The following is a 17119-nucleotide window of genomic DNA, read 5'->3' as shown; positions in this document are numbered from 1 at the left end:
CGGGGCTATTACGGCTGTATACATGAATAAATCACTTATCGTTTTAACTTGTGTCTTCGCCTTATTACAAGGCTGTCAAAGCACCCCAACGAAACAGACACAAGAAGTTACCTCCGAGCCAGTTAATTACGTAGATGGCGAGTTCAACCAAGAATCTCTTTACGATTTATTACTTGCCGAGATTGCAGGGCAGCGCAGGCTCTTCCCAGTAGCCCTGGAGAACTACCTCAAACAAGCTGAGAAAAGTCAGGACTCTGGCGTTGCAGAACGCGCCACACGAATTGCTCAATACCTAAGAAACCCTGACAAAGTCATTCAGGCGTCCCGACTTTGGCGCGAAATTGCTCCGTCTAATCCAGAGCCTTATCAAATAGAAGCGAATATGCTTCTACATAAAGGCAAATACACCGAGGCACTGCCTTTGGTTGAGAAGGCCTTAGAGTTCGATCCATTACGCACCTTGGCTTTGATTCGTGGGCAAGTAGAACGTATTGATCCCCAAGTCTTATCCGGCTACATCACGATGCTAAATAAGCATCGTCAATCTGCCGATCCACGCTCTGATCTGGAGCTGACTCTAGCACTGTTGCATCGAGCCAATAACAACGAGCAGGCTTCACTCACCTCGTTTAATCGCGCCCTTAGGATTGACCCCGAGAATCCAGAAGCGTTGATACAAAAAGCTGAACTGCTGCGCTCTCAAAACAAAGTCTACGATGCACTTAAGCTTATCCGCTCTGCTTTTGAACAACAGCCAAATAACCGTCAGTTGCATATCCTTTACACACAGCTGTTATTCCAAAATAAGCAATCTAAACAAGCGGTTTCTCAGGCTAAAGAGCTGCTAAAAAACAATTTAAAAGATCATCAGTTAACCTACTACTTAGCCCTGTTGATGCTAGAGAATGAAGCCCCCCAGGACGCTAAAGCAGCCTTTTTGCGATTACTTGAACTGAAACCTGAGGACACTTCACCGCATTTTTATTTGGGCCACATTGCTCAGTCGGAAGAGATGCGTGATCAAGCGATTGAACATTACAGCTCTGTAAAAAATGGCTCTAACGTTCTGCAATCCCTATCTCGAGTAAGCTCGCTTCTTAAAGATGTGGAAGACAAACCTCGTCTACAGCAGATTTTATCTGATGCCAGAGCCAGCATGCCCAACCAAGCAGCTTCAATTTATACATTAGAGGCAGAATGGCTAAACCTCCATAATTTGAAAGAGGAAGCCTTAACTGTATTAGAAGATGCGCTAGTACTGTTTGTTGATAACACCGCACTGCTATACACCCGTGCAATGATGGTGGAATCAACCGATTTCCCGCAGGCAGAAAAAGATCTACGCAGAGTATTAGAATTAGAGCCTGGCAACGCTACAGTGCAGAATGCTTTAGGCTACACCCTGCTTCTACATACTGAGCGTTATGAAGAAGCCTACAAGCTAATCCAAGCAGCGCTAACCACAGAGCCAGAAGACCCTGCTATTTTGGATTCAATGGGTTGGGCTTTATTTAAATTGGGTAGAAATCATGAAGCCGTGACTTATTTAGAAAAGGCTCATGCTTTATATTCCGACCCTGAAGTCTCTAGCCACCTAATTCAGGTGTATTGGGCAATAGATCAAAAAGAGAAAGCTCGTTCACTGCTACAAAGAAGCCAAAAAGATAATCCGGGCGACCCCTTCTTAGAAGAAGCAGCACAGCTAATTAACGCAGAGTAATAAAAGTAGATGTTAAAAAAGTACCTTGGAGCGTTGCTGTGCCTATTCTTAGCCGGTTGTAGCTTACAAAAAACTCAGCTACCAGCACCTAGCGATATTTCTTGGGAAACTCGGCAAAGTCTGCTTAAAGACATCTCTGATTGGGAAGCTAGCGGCAAGATAGGCATCCGTACACCTGAGGACAGCCAATCAGCCAGTTTAAAATGGCTACAAGAAGGTTCTGATTATCAGATAGATATCCGCGGGCCTTGGGGGCAAGGTGGCGCATCTATTGCGGGCAACCCACAAGAAGTTACCGTTGATATTGCCGGCGAAGGAACCTTTACCGGTACAAATCCGGAACAAATCCTCCATCAACAGTGGGGCTGGGCACTGCCTGTCAGTGATATTTTTTGGTGGATCAGGGGGCTACCTTCGCCTCACTCGCAATACGACCAAACAATCGTCGATGAAAGACTTGCACGATTAACCCAACAAGATTGGAAAATTGAGTATCTTCGCTATAACCAACAAACACCTGCCCTACCTACTAAAATGCGTCTGCAGTACCGTGATTTGAAAGTCACCATTGTGATTAAAACGTGGATAAAACTATAGTCAGCGGGAATCACCCCAACATTAATTTCATTCTCGCGTAGCCATCACAGAAAGCCCGCAATTACGCTCTGAATACTAGTAGCCCCTCCCCCTGCTTTAGTTTGACTTTTAACCACGAGTCTTGGATAATCTGCGCCTCTTTCAACGGGAGGCCGGTCCTCCAAGAGGAATAATGTTGGGGTATCGCCAAGCGGTAAGGCACTGGATTCTGATTCCAGTATGCGGAGGTTCGAATCCTCCTACCCCAGCCAAATGCCTATGAACGGTTCCCGATCTACAGATTCCGAACAAATTACAATCGAAAAGGTGCACGCCGTGTCCAAGATGATGGTCTTCACCGGCAACGCTAACCCTGATCTGGCGAGAAAAGTAGTTGATCGCCTAGATATTCCTATGGGTAAAGCGAATGTTGGTCGTTTTAGTGATGGCGAAGTAAGCGTTGAGATTCAGGAAAACGTACGTGGTAAAGACGTATTTATTATCCAGTCTACTTGCGCGCCAACTAACGACAACTTGATGGAGCTGATTGTACTAGCCGACGCTCTTCGTCGCGCTTCTGCTTCACGTATCACAGCTGTTGTACCTTACTTCGGCTATGCACGTCAGGATCGACGTCCACGTTCTGCTCGTGTACCTATCACTGCAAAAGTAGTTGCAGATATGATGGATGCTATCGGCATCGACCGCGTACTGACAGTTGACCTACACGCTGACCAGATTCAGGGCTTCTTCTCTGTACCTGTAGATAACGTTTACGGTTCACCTGTTCTACTCGACGACATCGTTGATCAGGAATACGACAACATCTTAGTTGTTTCTCCAGACGTTGGTGGTGTAGTTCGTGCCCGCGCAGTTGCTAAGCAACTTGATTGCGACCTAGCAATCATCGACAAGCGTCGTGAGCGTGCTAACGAATCTCAAGTTATGAATATCATTGGTGATGTTGAAGGCCGTACTTGCGTATTGGTTGATGACATGTGTGATACTGCCGGTACGCTTTGTAAAGCAGCTAAAGCACTTAAAGATAACGGTGCAGCACGCGTTGTAGCTTACGCGACTCACGCCGTACTTTCTGGCCCTGCAGTAAGCAACATCACTAATTCTGATCTAGATGAATTTGTTGTTACAGATACGATTCCACTGTCTGAATCCGCATCTAAGTGCGACAAAATTCGTCAGCTAACACTTGCTCCGCTTCTAGCTGAAGCTGTGCGCCGTGTTTGCAATGAAGAATCCATCAGCGCGATGTTCCGTTAAGGACAACTCGCTGGTAAAGCAACTTACTCAATAACGAGTAAGTTTTTCCACCCTCGGGTGATTGCTGCAAAGCCTGGTCGCAAGGTTTTGCAGCTTATTTATTTAAAGGTATTAAAAATGTCTAACTTTGTAGTTAATGCAGTAGCACGTGCTGACGAAGGGAAAGGTGCGAGCCGCCGCCTACGTCGCGAAGGTCTAGTTCCTGGTATCGTTTTCGGTGGTGACAAGCGTAAGAAGCCTGCTTCTATCTCTGTTCCTAACAACGAACTAGTTAAAATGATCGAAGATCAGACTTTCTTCTCTTCTATCCTTACTCTGTCTTTGGACGGTAAAGAAGAGCAAGTAATCATCAAAGATCTACAGCGTCACCCAGCTAAGCCTGTAGTACTGCACGCTGACTTCCAGCGCATTACTAAATCCAACAAGATCAAGATCACTGTTCCTGTTGAATTTGCTAACTTCGAGAAGTCTCCAGCATCTAAAGCAGCTTGCAAGTTCGCAGCAGAGAAAAACACTGTTGAGATTCTTTGCCTACCAGCAAACTTGCCAGAAACTCTAGTTGTTGACCTTTCTGCTTGTGCTTCAGACCAGGTTCTTCACCTATCTGACATCACTCTTCCAGAAGGTGTTGAAATCGTTTCTCTACGTCGCGGTGAAGATCACGACCAGGGTATCGGTTACGTTTACGCTCCTCGTGGCGCGAAAGCTAGCTAATTTAGCTAAATAGCACTGGCATGAAAGACAAGATCCAGCTTATTGTCGGACTCGGCAACCCGGGTGATAAATACGCACAAACTCGTCACAATGCTGGTGCTGAGTTTGTCGAGCAGCTTGCTGCTCGACATCTCGCTCCCCTAAAGCCCGAAAAGAAGTACCACGGGCTCTACTCTAAAGCTCAGATTGGAAACCAAGTTATTCATCTTTTGGTTCCTACCACATTTATGAATCTGAGCGGCCAGGCTGTTGCAGCACTGGCAAGCTTCTACAAGATACCACCCGAAGCGATCTTAGTCGCTCATGATGAGCTCGATATTCCACCAGGTATTGCGAAATTCAAGCAAGGTGGCGGTCATGGTGGTCATAATGGTTTGCGCGACATCATCAGCAAACTAGGTAACAACAAAAATTTCTACCGTTTACGTCTTGGCATTGGCCACCCAGGCCACAGCAGCCAAGTAAGCGGTTTTGTTCTGAAAAAAGCTCCAGCTAAAGAACGTGATGCCACAATGGCAGCTATCGATGAAGCTGAACGTTATTTGGAGCTTGCTATTGCCGGTGACTGGAACAAAGCGATGAACCAGTTACACAGTTTTTCAGCTAGCTAGATTACTCACAGGATTCAATCATGGGTTTTAAATGCGGTATTGTAGGCCTACCTAACGTAGGTAAATCGACTCTTTTCAATGCGCTAACAAAAAACGGCATTGCGGCAGAGAACTTTCCATTCTGCACCATTGAGCCGAATGCAGGCACAGTATCTATGCCTGACCCGCGTTTAGACAAACTTACAGCGATTGTTAATCCAGAACGCACAATTCCAACAGCGATGGAGTTCGTAGATATTGCTGGTCTTGTTGCAGGCGCTTCTAAAGGTGAAGGCCTTGGTAATAAATTCTTGGCAAACATCCGCGAAACAGACGCAATTGCGCATGTAGTTCGTTGCTTCGAAGATGAAAACGTAATCCACGTTGCCAACAAGATTGATCCGCTATCTGATATCGAAACAATCAACCTTGAGCTAGCACTTGCTGATTTAGAATCCTGTGAAAAACAGCTTCAGCGTATCCAAAAGCTTGCAAAAGGTGGCGATAAAGAAGCCGTAGCTCAAAAAGCAATGCTAGAGAGAGTTATCCCTCATCTAGAAGAAGGCAAACCAGTTCGTGGTTTAGGTCTTGATGAAGATGAGATGAAAATCGTTAAAGGCTTCCACCTTCTTACCGTGAAACCAACCATGTACATTGCCAACGTTGATGAAGATGGTTTTGAAGACAACGCTCACCTAGATACAGTGAAAGAGCTAGCCGCATCGGAAAATGCCGGTGTAGTAGTGGTATGCAACAAGCTAGAAGCTGAGATCTCTGAACTAGATGATGAAGAGCGTGATGAATTCCTAGCTGATTTAGGTATGGAAGAGCCTGGCTTAGACCGCGTTATCCGCGCAGGTTACGAATTACTTGGCCTACAAACATACTTTACTGCTGGCGTGCAGGAAGTGCGTGCTTGGACAGTTAAAGTCGGCGCAACAGCCCCTCAAGCAGCCGGTGTTATCCACACTGACTTTGAGAAAGGCTTCATCCGTGCTGAAGTTGTAAGCTACGATGATTTTGTTGAGCATAATGGTGAAAACGGCGCTAAAGACGCTGGCCGTTGGAGACTTGAAGGTAAAGATTACATCGTTCAAGACGGCGATGTAGTACATTTCCGCTTCAACGTTTAAGCAGACAACTGTACAAAAAAAAACCGGCTTTTATAGCCGGTTTTTTTTATTCAAAAATTCCTGAAATTTCATGCAGTAATCTATTGACACCCCCGCCCGAAAGTAGAATAATGCGCGCCTCTGAGACGTGGCAATATAGCTCAGTTGGTTAGAGCATCGCATTCATAATGCGAGGGTCGCAGGTTCGAGTCCCGCTATTGCCACCATGTTTCAGTCTATGCTGGGGTATCGCCAAGCGGTAAGGCAACGGGTTTTGATCTCGTCATGCGGAGGTTCGAATCCTCCTACCCCAGCCACTATTGAGCTTAACTCTCCGAGTTAATCTGAGTGGCAATATAGCTCAGTTGGTTAGAGCATCGCATTCATAATGCGAGGGTCGCAGGTTCGAGTCCCGCTATTGCCACCATGCTCTAAAAAGAAAGTGTGCTCAAATCTTAGTTGGGGTATCGCCAAGCGGTAAGGCAACGGGTTTTGATCTCGTCATGCGGAGGTTCGAATCCTCCTACCCCAGCCACTTTCTTATTTCTCCATAGTACAAACAATCCCCTTTTGGGTATTGATCGAGCTATCCTTACGACATCCTTTTCAGAGCATTATCCATACCTTTTGGATTTCCTTGATTAAAGCTGAGCATTCATTTTAGCTAAGCTCAAAATTAGTCTCGCCTTCATTCTGATCACTTTTATCTTCTATAATTAACATTCAACAGTAACGAACGTTGCTTGGATATCAAGCAACACCTCATTAATGCAATTTTTTAAGTTATATATTCAATTGAATTCATATATTCTCTGTCTATAAGGATTTAGCTAGCAGGAGACAGGTCAGGCATGTCTGAAGTTATTGATATTGACGGAAACGCCCTTTTAGAAAAATACGGTACTGGGCAGCAGACTCGTAAACAACGCCTGAGAAAAAATATTCAGCTTTTATTCCTTGGCCTAAGCACCGAAGAAACTGCTCCTCTAATCACGCTTCTAAGAACATCACGTATTTCACCTCGCGGTAGGCAGGTCAGCACTGAGCAAGAGTTCTTAGAAGCTCTTGGTGAGCGCTCATGGGATCTTATTCTTTGCACTATAGACAGAGGTGAATTCACTTCAAAGCTTGCTGTCAGCCATTTAAAGCGCTTAGACAAAGATATCCCTGTTATCCAGATAATTCCAAGTTCAGACAGTCAACTATTACTACAAGGCCTTAAAAACCATATTCAAGCCGTTGTTCCTCTAGATGAGAAAGAACTTGTCTTAATTAACATTCGTCGAGAGCTTGACCAGCTCGATTATCGTAGACGATTACGAAGAGTTGAAGCTGCTTTAGCCGAAGCAGAAAAACGCTCACAACAGTTAATGGACAGCTCACGTAATCCAATTGCATGCTGTGACCATCACAAAATCATCTATTGCAATGATAGCTTCCTTGAGCATTTTGGATTGGATTCTAAGAATAAAGTCATTAACAAACCTTTAACTGATTTCTTTACACTTGATGATCGGACCGAAATAACCGAACAACTTAATTCGCTTGAAGAAACGACCAGCGGCGATCTTATTCTTCAGTTCACAGCTCAACGTACTGATCATTCAGAATTCATCGCCAATATGGAATTTTCTCGCTCAGACTATAACGGCTCCATAATTACACGTGCTCTATTTCATGTAGACGAAAGCAGCAACCAACACCTTCTCAGTGAAGACTTAGATTTTGTTTCCGGTTTATTCAACAAAGAATACCTATATAGACAGCTAGAACAAATTACCCAAAAAGCTCTTCGCGGAGGCAATGATCGCTGTCTCATCTATATAGAACTAGACCAGCTAGATCAGATCAAGAATAAGTTTGGTCATGAAGGTAGTGACCAACTTATTCGAGATATATCTACCTTACTAAGTAAAACTGTCAATAAAGCTCATATTCTAACGCACCCTGCAGAAAACGCTTTCAGTATCATCTTTAATGACTCAAATATAAAAACAGCTGAGAAATTTGCTAATCAACTTCGCAAAAAGGTAGCTAATGTTCATTCCCATATAACTGGGATTGATGTTCAATCGACCTGTTCTATTGGCTTAGTAGCAATTACCGATAGCACTCCTCCTCCGATAGAACTGATCAATCGTGCTAAGGCGGCTATTTTCACATTACGTGAAGTCACTCCACAAGGTAACGGAGTAACAGTTTATATCCCTGAAGCCGCACTATCAGAACAGGCAGAAGAGGAATTTGATCAATTACGAAAAGCTGTGGACAACAATCAATTTAAGCTTCTTTTCCAACCAATCGTTAATCTAACGGCAGAAGATAAAATCCATCATCATTATGAAGCCTTGCTTCGTCTAGTAAATGACAATAAAGATGAACTATCTCCTAATGATTTTATGAGCGCTGTAAGCAATTCCGAAACTGCTATCAAAGTCGATCGCTGGGTGATTGAGCAAAGCATTCAGCAGCTAAAGACTACATTAGACCAAGAGCATAAGAATGTTATTTTCATCAATTTATCCGCTCACACTTTAGGTGATCAAGAGCTCTTAACTTGGCTAGCAGCTAAACTCCGGAAAAATAACATTCCTGCAGAAAGGCTTGTATTCCAAATAAGTGAATCTGACATATCCATAATAGCCCCTAAACAAGCGCAAAACTTCATAGATAAGCTTACAAGTATGCACAGCCGTATCTGTATAAAACACTTTGGCAGCGTTCCAAATTCCCAACACGTTTTATCGATGATCCACTCAGATTTTATCAAAATGGATGGTTCATACATCCAAGATTTAGGATCCGACTCTGTGCAAGATGAAGAGTTTTGCAGTGTAGTACAACAACTCAGAAGCTTGGATAAAATATCCATTGCCCCCCTAGTAGAAAACACAAAGACGATGGCCAATCTCTGGAAAGCAGGTATCGACTATGTACAAGGCTACTATCTGCAACCTCCTAGAGAAAAGATGGATTACGACTTCTTTGCCGAATAATAAAAAAGCCGCTAAACAGCGGCTTTTTTATTTTTGCTATTTAACTGTATCTCGATCTCTAAAACCTATCAGATACAAAATTCCGTCAAGACCCAAGGTAGAAATAGCCTGTTTCGCACTTTCACGAACCAATGGTTTAGCGCGGAATGCGATGCCTAATCCAGCAATCGAAAGCATAGGTAGGTCATTAGCGCCATCACCAACGGCAATCGTCTGTTCTAAGCTCACACCTTCTTTTTCAGCAATCTCGCGTAACAGTTCTGCTTTACGCTCACCATTAACCACTGTGCCTTTAACTTCACCTGTCACTTTGCCATCAGCATCGATATCAAGTTCGTTGGCATAGACATAATCAAAGCCAAGTTTCTTTTGCAGATGAGAAGCAAAATAGTTAAAACCGCCCGATAAGATAGCCGTTTTAAAACCAAGCGCTTTCAAGTTAGACACTAACTCTTCCGCACCTTCAGTCATCGGTAGGCGTTCAGCAATTTGATCCAGCACTGAAACATCTAAGCCTTTTAGTAGAGCCATTCTACGCTTAAAGCTTTCGTTAAAGTCGATCTCACCACGCATAGCCGCTTCAGTGATCTCTGCTACCTGATCACCCACACCTGCTTCTTTAGCAAGCTCATCAATCACTTCCGCTTCAATCAGCGTAGAGTCCATATCAAATACTACTAAACGGCGATTACGGCGATAGATGTTATCTTCTTGGAAAGCGATATCTACATCTAGATCACTAGCAGCATTAAGGAATTCAGCCTTTAGTTTCTCAGCATCAGCAGGCGCACCACGTACAGAAAACTCCACACATGCTTTGGTCTGGTCAGAGGTTTCATCCAAACTTATACGGCCTGAGAGGCGGTTGATATTATCGATGTTAAGCCCATGGCTCGCTGCAATTTCGGTCACGCGCGCGATATGCTTAGAGCTCAATTTACGAGACAGTAGCGTAATGATATGACGAGATTTACCTTGCCCTTCAACCCACTGTTCATAGTTCTCTTCTTCCACCGGCTGGAAGCGGATATTCATGTTCAGCTCGTGCGCTTTAAAAAGAATATCTCTTAGCAGTGGTGAAGACTCGGCCGATTTAGGCACTTCAATCAAGATACCTAAAGACAAGGTATCGTGGATCACCGCCTGACCAATATCCAAAATATTGATCTCGAATTCCGCCAAAATATTTGTGATCGCTGAAGTCACTCCCGGCTTATCTTCACCGGAAATATTGAGCAAAATAATCTCTTTCATCGAAAGGGTTCCAAAGGAATCTTTAATTGCTGGCGATTATAACAAAGCCAGATTACAGGGCCTATTCATTATCACTCAGAAGCAGACTGGGCTGGGCTAAACTCAACTCTACATTTCAAACCGGCAGGCAGTAATTGATCTTTATTCGGGATTTCCACACTGATAGCAAACGTACTACTTGCAGCATCAATAAGAGGATCCACTCGATTCACTTTACCTTCATAAACCTGTTCTGGGCGCCCTTCAGCATACAAAGTGATAGGCATGTCTTTCTTGATCTGACCATAATATTGCGAACGCATAATCACTTCTGCGTGAAGAGGATCAAGCGAGACAATTTTTAAAAATGGCTGATCATCAACAAGTTCACCTGGTTCGAGTAACCGTTCAACCACAACGCCATTGATTGGGCTTTTCGTTTGGCGTAGAGATAAACGTACATAAGATTCGCTAGCTGTAAGCTCGGCCAAACGCTGTTCTGTAAGCATCTCATCTCGTTCATGATCAGACAGCAGGCCTTTTTTATACAAGACCTCATTACGTTTAACTTTACGCTTAGCAAAATCTACGCGTGCTCGGGCTGTCGCTAAAGCAGCTCGCTCTAAGCGAGAGTTAAGTTTCATGACGACTTGGTCTTTTTTAACTTTATCGCCACGACCTAAACTCAATTCGCTAATAACACCTGATACTTCACTACTCAGCTCAATCTCTTTACTCGGCTCTAACAGACAGCTCAATTGGCCATCGCTTAATTGATTATGTTCAACCGCACTGACCAACGGCGAAACACCGAGAAGTAGAACCAATAGTGGAGAAATGTATTTCATATCAAACAACCTAAACTTTGCTGCTAGTAAAAGACAATATTTCGCGCTGACGTTCGTCTTGCTTTAACAAATCGGCACGCATACGCGCATGATCTGCCTCGAGTTGCTTTTGGGCCCTGCGCATTAATTTCAACAGCAGCCAGTTTTTAAACCCTTTTGGAAGCGGCCATTTAAAGACGCGCTTTAAATAATTAGAGAACTGCTCAGACAATATCGAGTCATCCAAAGACAAGATAACTTCAAAGCTCCCCTGATCGCCCTGACGCGCACAGCGACCTTCTAACTGCCGGTCGATTCGTGACGCTTCATGTAACTCGGTTAAAATCACATGTAGCCCACCCGCTGACTCGACTTCATCATTTAGCTTTATATCGGTACCGCGCCCAGCCATATTGGTCGCAATAGTAACACAACCTGGATCACCCGCATTCGCAACTATTTCGGCTTCTAACTGATCTTGTTTAGCATTTAATAACTGATGCTGCACATCCATCGCTTGCAGATTTTGGCTTAGTAATTCCGAAGCAGCGACGGAGTGTGTCCCAACCAGTGAGGGACGCTGTGCTTTGTGTAGAACTTTGATCTGTTCGGCAACCTTGTGCCACTTATCACTCTCGTCTATGTAGACATTTGCCCCGAGTTTCTTTCTACGGCTTGGTTTATTGGTTGGGATAAACACCACAGGCAAGCCATAAACTTGCCATAACTCTGAGGCCACCTCTTTTGCAGTACCAGTCATACCACCGAGATGATGATAAAAACGGAAGAAGTTCTGAAAACTGATGCGCGCTAGCGTCTCCCGAGGATTACTAAGTTCACAGTCCTCTTTAATTTCGATCAGTTGGTGCAACCCTCGCTCCCAACTTCGGTCTTCCATTACTCGGCCAGTATGCTCATCAACAATAAGAATTTTGCCGTCTTTAACGAGATAATGTTTATCACGAATAAACAGATGCAATGCCGTTAATGCCTGAAAAACTAATTCAAGACAACGTACTCGCCCTACCCAAAAGGGCCCTAGTCCATCGGTTAACTGCAGTACATGCATTTCGCCTTCATCTGTAAAAGCAACACCTCGCTCTCTGAGGTTGACCTCGTAATGCTTATCTAGCTCCAGTTCAGAAGCGATTGCCATCGCTTGCTGATAGACCTCTTGCTGCTCCTCTTGCTCAATCTCAGGGCCTGAAATAATCAGCGGCGTTCTAGCTTCATCTAATAAAACACTGTCTGCCTCATCGACAATGGCGAAATGAAGCCCACGAAGCATCAAACCATCGAGCATCTGTTGATTGCCCTTTAAACGCTCGGCATGCAAATTCAGCTTATGCTGCTTGCCCTCTAGCACAATACTGTCTTTTAGATAATCAAACACCAACTCTTTATTGGTACAGTAAACGACATCTTTAGCATAGATATCACGCCTCTCCATGGGAGAAAGACCATGGACAATAACACCAACATCAAGACCCAGTCGGGTATAGATTGGCGTCATCTCCTCAGCATCACGAGCAGTAAGATAATCGTTTACAGTCACTACATGGACAGGTACTCCAGCAAAAGCCGCTGTCGCTGCAGAAAGTGTGGCGGTTAGGGTCTTACCCTCCCCCGTTTGCATCTCTGCAATATTGCCGTGAAACATCGCTAAGCCACCCAGTAACTGGCTGTCAAAATGTTTCATACCCAGGGTTCTACCCGCAACCTCACGCACCAAAGCAAAGCTTTTAACCATTAGTGCAGACGTTATGCCCTGTTTAAACAAAGCCTGTCTAATCTCAGTGATATGATTATCTAATTGCTCATCGGATAGACCTTCAAGCTTTCGAGCTTCTTTATGGATGGACGGCAAAAAACGCTTATAAGCCTTAAGGGACGCTCGGAACGGACGATTTAGATAAGCAGATAGGCTATGTGACCAGCGTTCCATCCGATCCTGTTTGTGGATAAAAAGCTGAGGGCGCTCTAATACAGTTTGCGGCAGTCGCTGAGGCCGTTTATACATCAAACTGCCTCAAGAACACACGCCTTACCGCACGGTACCAACGATAGATCAGAGGCTCAGGATCATGTTCTATCAGCACATAGACGCGTTCATCATAACGATTCTTTGGCGCATCAATGACAGATAAGTCGATCCGAAAATGGCTACGGAAACTCTTCAAACCATCTTCACTTTTCGGGTCGGGTGCAATTCGTCCACCTCCATCAGTACTTAACACCTTACTCGGCAGTTGCTGAGTTGTAGCAGGCAGTGCTCGAACAATTTCACCTTTATAGGTTTCATTTGGATTAGAGGCGAATCGCAACTCAACTGAACGGTTCTGGGTACGCACCTGATCTATCTCATCCTCAGAAACCATCGCGACTAAAGACAACTTATTATAATCCACGACGTATCCAATCAACTCACCACGGTGGACATAGCGTCCCAGAATTCGATGAGCATCGGGGACAACAAATTCGCCGGAAGCAGAGCTATAGAGGTTCACACCTTTAAGACGTTCTAGCGCCCTTTGATATTCACGCTGAATAAACCGCAATTCTTCTCGTAAAATTTCACTGGCCGCACGGTCTCTTAGGCTCGCTTCCAGTCTAATTTCAGCTTCAGCTATCTGGGCTTTAAGCACGTCTACTTTGGCTTCGAGATCAGGCGCTGAGAGTTTTAGTAACAACTGCCCTTCGACCACAGGCTTACCTGAAGAGACTTCTAAAGATTCTACAAAGCCCGAAACTTGCGAGCGCACATAAGCATCCTGCGGCACCCACAATACACCTTCGGTCTGCGTTTTATATGGCGCAGGTAAAAAGCCTATCAAAGCGACCACCGTAGCAATAATCAGCGCAGAAATGGTAAGCACGCGTCCCTTCTTACTTCTTAGTTCAGGATCCGTTGCAGGTTTCGTAATTGTCTTAAGTACTGGCATAAAGAGGGTTGCCCAAATTGACCAAAACGCGAGAAGACTACCAATCACAAAGTATTGCGTTGCGACAAACAAGGCAATCGCAACCATAACAAACAATCGGTAAATGTATGCAGCAGAAGCATAGCAAGCTAGCCAAGCCCCTTCACTGGTTGAGTTAGCAGGCGCAGTGAGTTTCTTGACGCCATAAAGGTACTTTTTGGTTAGATATGCTACCTGACTGTTACCTCTAGACGCTAAATTAGGTATTTCCAAAAAATCAGCGAGCACGTAGTAAGCATCAAATCGAAGTAGTGGATTACCGTTAAAGAGCAAAGTAGAAAATCCGCCGATCAGCATGGTATTAAACGCGACCGCTCGAACGATACCCGGTTCGGCCAAAACCCATACCATCATAGCTATTGCAGCAACCATCAACTCGACCATAATACCGATCGCGCCCACCAGCATACGCTGATATTTATTCCTAAATGCAGTAGCGGCACTGGCATCCACATAAGGTACGGGGAACAGCACCAGTAGCATCACCCCCACCTCATGTACTTCGCCTCCCCAACGCTTCACAGCGTAGGCGTGGCCAAGCTCATGAATCACTTTTACAAAGGGATAGACCAAGGCAATCAACAAAAGGTTTTCGACGGCTAAAACTCGGTCACTAATATTCTCGGTTAGCGCCCCCCAATGGACTATCGAGAGCGTTAAACCAAACAACACGATCGCTGCCCAAAGAAATAAACCAAACCAAGAATAAAACGGCCGAACCAACCACATGGTTGAGGACAAGAACCCCTCTGGGTCCATCATGGGAATACGGACACTCAATGGGGATTTTAGCTGTTGAATAATTTTCTTCTGCGCTTGTTCTCGTCTTCGAACTTGTAGCTCTTCAATATCTGGCAGAATATCGGATTGAATGACATTCGCACGGTTGAGCTGTGCCACCAATTGAATAACTTCATCCTGAGTTGGCATGCCATCGCCTAAGCGCTTACAGGCCACATCCCAGATCTGTTGCAGCGTTCGACGACCATCCATTAGACCGATGATCTGGTAAGCCTCAGGAGAGAACCTTTGGAATTGACCCGTCACATGGTCTTGAAGCACATACCATGTTTTACCTCGATATTGATGCCGATGAATATCCGCATGCTTACGCATACGGATCTTAAGCTCAGCTACGCGGTACCATGAGGCGCTAAACAGAGAAACAGACACTATGCCTCCCGCTAGCCCCACCAAGACCAGACTTTAAGACGCATCCATTCCTGCATCTCTCGAGTCCAAATTGACAACAAGTTACGCTCATCGATGTAGATTTTTCCCACACCTTCCATACCTGGTTGCAACTGCAGAGATTCACCTTGTAATGACGCCTCTACCACAAAGAACGTCGCTCCATCTTTGGCTTCAGTTAGGGGCGTAATCTTCGTCACTACAAATTCAAATGGCGTTTCAGGCAATGCAGAAAGGTGCAATGTACCATCTTGGCCGATCAGGACATCAGCAATACGGCTCTCTTTCACTAAAAGATTAATACGGTAAAAATGCAGTGGTGACACTTCAAAAAGCACTTCACCTTTCTGAACTGCCCCGCCTAGCCTCTGACTGAGATCGCCACTAACAATCAAACCATCAAATGGTGATAGAAGCTTAGCGCGCTCCAATTGGCTATTTACCAGATCTAACTGGGCTTTAATCTGAGTTTGCTGCGCGTTAATAATATTGAGTTTAGCGCGATCATGGAACGCTAAAGCTTCTTGATACTGTCGATTAAGCTTAGCTTCTTCACTCAGCCATTTAAGGCGTTCAAGATGTAAGTCTCGATCATCCAGCTGTACTAACATCTGGTCTTTCTTAACCACATCGCCTGCTCGATGAACGGCTGAGTGGATATAACCATCATAAGGCGCTGCGATAACCCGCTGAATATAGCTATCCAACTTTGCATCTGCTGACAAGCGGTAACTACCTTGAGCAACAGAGAAAAAGATGATCAAAACCGCACTAAGAATAAAGAGTAATTTACGTCCTAAGTAACCTGGACCAAAAAGCCGAGCAAATTGAGTTTTCCCAGAATCCCAAACTTTCAGTAATAGCGCTCTATCATTCAAACGCTTGTCCTCTAGAGCAGGAATCACCAGCGCAGCAATACTCTCGCACAGAGCTACGTCCTGCTCGGTAAATGGAATGTCGGGATTTCTTTCAAAGGTCAGAGCACCAACAATATCGTTAGCCACATATAGAGGCACACTGAGTACAACCGCATCTCCCTGCTGCTGCGATAGTTTTGAATGCGCGATCACAACCGAACTACTTTCCAAATCAGGATTTGGATAGACCACGGACTGCTGCTGGTCTATCGCCTCATCCATCACCTCTTCAATACAGCGAATTAGGTTCATCCGCTTACCAAATTGAGTACTATGGGAAAGGTGTAAAACCTTGGAGTGGCCTTTTTGATAGTTACCTAGAGACACACGATCACAGTTGAGCATTACTGCTAGCTCAGTTACCAAACGCATTGCTGAACTAGCGTAATCAGGTTCGGACTGAACACTGGCTAAAAAATCAATACTTCTTTCTAAACTAGCATCTTTGGCAGAGCGCTGTTGCTTTTCCAACCGTAGTTTTAAAACTTCTAAAGCCGAGCCGCCAAGCTCCAAAAGCTGCATCGCACGTTTTAGTTGCTGCTCTGATGATACGGCGACAGCAACGGTCGCCACTGCAATCAGTTCATCATCCAAAATAATTGGATAGCCAATCGCAAAAACTTCATACCCAGGAACGCTAGCAGGTAAAGCGGTTACGAGTGCTGAACGATTAGTAATAATCTCTTCTGCTAATCCATGCAGATCCGATAGAACTCCTGAATCCTGAGGCCAAAGAGCCATAGGGTGGTAGGTATTATCATCTTCATCTAATGGCGCTAGAACTAAAGCAGATTGTGCCCCATCAATTAAGGAACACTGAGAATCCAACCAATCCTGATAAAAACTGTCGGATTGTTGCGAATAGGCATCTAAGGTAACGGATGTACCTTGCGACGTTTCTAGCGAACTAGAAGAATCTTGTGGATGTTTTGTGTCTGACTGATTGTCCATGGCTGAGCAGGCCTGTTACTAAAAACGAAAAGG

12 protein-coding genes and 5 tRNA genes are annotated in these 17119 nt (G+C 44.7%); 12 read left to right on the top strand and 5 right to left on the bottom strand.

From position 1 onward, the window contains the following. Window positions 1–22 precede the first annotated feature (22 nt). The 12 genes from ACMXYT_RS02225 (at window position 23) to ACMXYT_RS02170 (ending at window position 8986) form a co-directional block, all read left to right on the top strand. A complete protein-coding gene (locus tag ACMXYT_RS02225) occupies window positions 23–1720 on the top strand; it encodes a tetratricopeptide repeat protein (RefSeq protein WP_415911809.1) in 1698 nt (565 codons plus the stop codon). Between the two features lie 9 nt (window positions 1721–1729). After that, window positions 1730–2317 carry a lipoprotein insertase outer membrane protein LolB gene (gene lolB / locus ACMXYT_RS02220; RefSeq protein ID WP_415900017.1) on the top strand — a complete coding sequence of 196 codons (588 nt, stop codon included), beginning with the start codon at window positions 1730–1732 and terminating at the stop codon, window positions 2315–2317. Between the two features lie 176 nt (window positions 2318–2493). Then, window positions 2494–2568, top strand: a tRNA-Gln gene (locus ACMXYT_RS02215). A 64-nt stretch (window positions 2569–2632) separates the two neighbouring features. After that, on the top strand, window positions 2633–3574 hold the full coding sequence (locus tag ACMXYT_RS02210) for a ribose-phosphate pyrophosphokinase (protein ID WP_415883375.1): 942 nt from the start codon (window positions 2633–2635) through the stop codon (window positions 3572–3574). Window positions 3575–3691: 117 nt separating this feature from the next. Continuing rightward, entirely contained in the window at window positions 3692–4288 is a 597-nt protein-coding gene (locus ACMXYT_RS02205; protein ID WP_415900016.1) for a 50S ribosomal protein L25/general stress protein Ctc, read from the top strand. A gap of 20 nt (window positions 4289–4308) precedes the next feature. Next, the gene (pth, locus tag ACMXYT_RS02200) at window positions 4309–4899 is read left to right on the top strand and encodes an aminoacyl-tRNA hydrolase (RefSeq protein WP_415883373.1); all 591 of its coding nucleotides are present in this window, start codon (window positions 4309–4311) and stop codon (window positions 4897–4899) included. Window positions 4900–4919: 20 nt separating this feature from the next. Beyond that, window positions 4920–6011, top strand: coding sequence for a redox-regulated ATPase YchF (gene ychF / locus ACMXYT_RS02195; protein WP_415900014.1), 1092 nt, complete (start codon window positions 4920–4922; stop codon window positions 6009–6011). Between the two features lie 129 nt (window positions 6012–6140). Further along, window positions 6141–6217 (top strand) — tRNA-Met (locus tag ACMXYT_RS02190). Between the two features lie 15 nt (window positions 6218–6232). Beyond that, a tRNA-Gln gene (locus ACMXYT_RS02185) sits at window positions 6233–6307 on the top strand. Between the two features lie 33 nt (window positions 6308–6340). After that, window positions 6341–6417: transfer RNA gene (locus ACMXYT_RS02180), tRNA-Met, on the top strand. Window positions 6418–6450: 33 nt separating this feature from the next. Further along, window positions 6451–6525 (top strand) — tRNA-Gln (locus ACMXYT_RS02175). A gap of 316 nt (window positions 6526–6841) precedes the next feature. After that, window positions 6842–8986 (top strand): EAL domain-containing protein, encoded by a 2145-nt coding sequence (locus tag ACMXYT_RS02170; RefSeq protein WP_415900013.1) that lies wholly within the window; start codon window positions 6842–6844, stop codon window positions 8984–8986. Window positions 8987–9022: 36 nt separating this feature from the next. Here the strand turns inward: ACMXYT_RS02170 and serB are convergent, their stop codons facing one another. The 5 genes from serB to ACMXYT_RS02145 all read right to left on the bottom strand — a co-directional run bounded on the left by serB (window position 9023) and on the right by ACMXYT_RS02145 (window position 17086). Further along, window positions 9023–10240: a phosphoserine phosphatase SerB gene (serB, locus tag ACMXYT_RS02165; protein WP_415911808.1), complete on the bottom strand. Its 1218-nt coding sequence runs from the start codon at window positions 10238–10240 to the stop codon at window positions 9023–9025. A gap of 71 nt (window positions 10241–10311) precedes the next feature. Next, complete coding sequence (locus tag ACMXYT_RS02160) at window positions 10312–11067, bottom strand: efflux RND transporter periplasmic adaptor subunit (protein ID WP_415911807.1); 756 nt, start codon at window positions 11065–11067, stop codon at window positions 10312–10314. Between the two features lie 10 nt (window positions 11068–11077). Then, the gene (locus ACMXYT_RS02155; RefSeq protein WP_415911806.1) at window positions 11078–13066 is read right to left on the bottom strand and encodes a preprotein translocase subunit SecA; all 1989 of its coding nucleotides are present in this window, start codon (window positions 13064–13066) and stop codon (window positions 11078–11080) included. Then, complete coding sequence (locus ACMXYT_RS02150; protein WP_415911805.1) at window positions 13059–15200, bottom strand: efflux RND transporter periplasmic adaptor subunit; 2142 nt, start codon at window positions 15198–15200, stop codon at window positions 13059–13061. The genes ACMXYT_RS02155 and ACMXYT_RS02150 overlap by 8 nt, the downstream gene beginning before the upstream one ends. Window positions 15201–15211: 11 nt before the next feature. After that, window positions 15212–17086, bottom strand: coding sequence for an efflux RND transporter periplasmic adaptor subunit (locus ACMXYT_RS02145; RefSeq protein ID WP_415911804.1), 1875 nt, complete (start codon window positions 17084–17086; stop codon window positions 15212–15214). Window positions 17087–17119: the final 33 nt, after the last annotated feature.

It is taken from the genome of Neptuniibacter sp. QD37_11 (assembly GCF_047778105.1).
GTDB lineage: Bacteria > Pseudomonadota > Gammaproteobacteria > Pseudomonadales > Balneatricaceae > Neptuniibacter.
The sequence above is the reverse complement of the archived record's forward strand: the minus strand, read 5'-3'. Positions and strand labels throughout refer to the sequence as shown.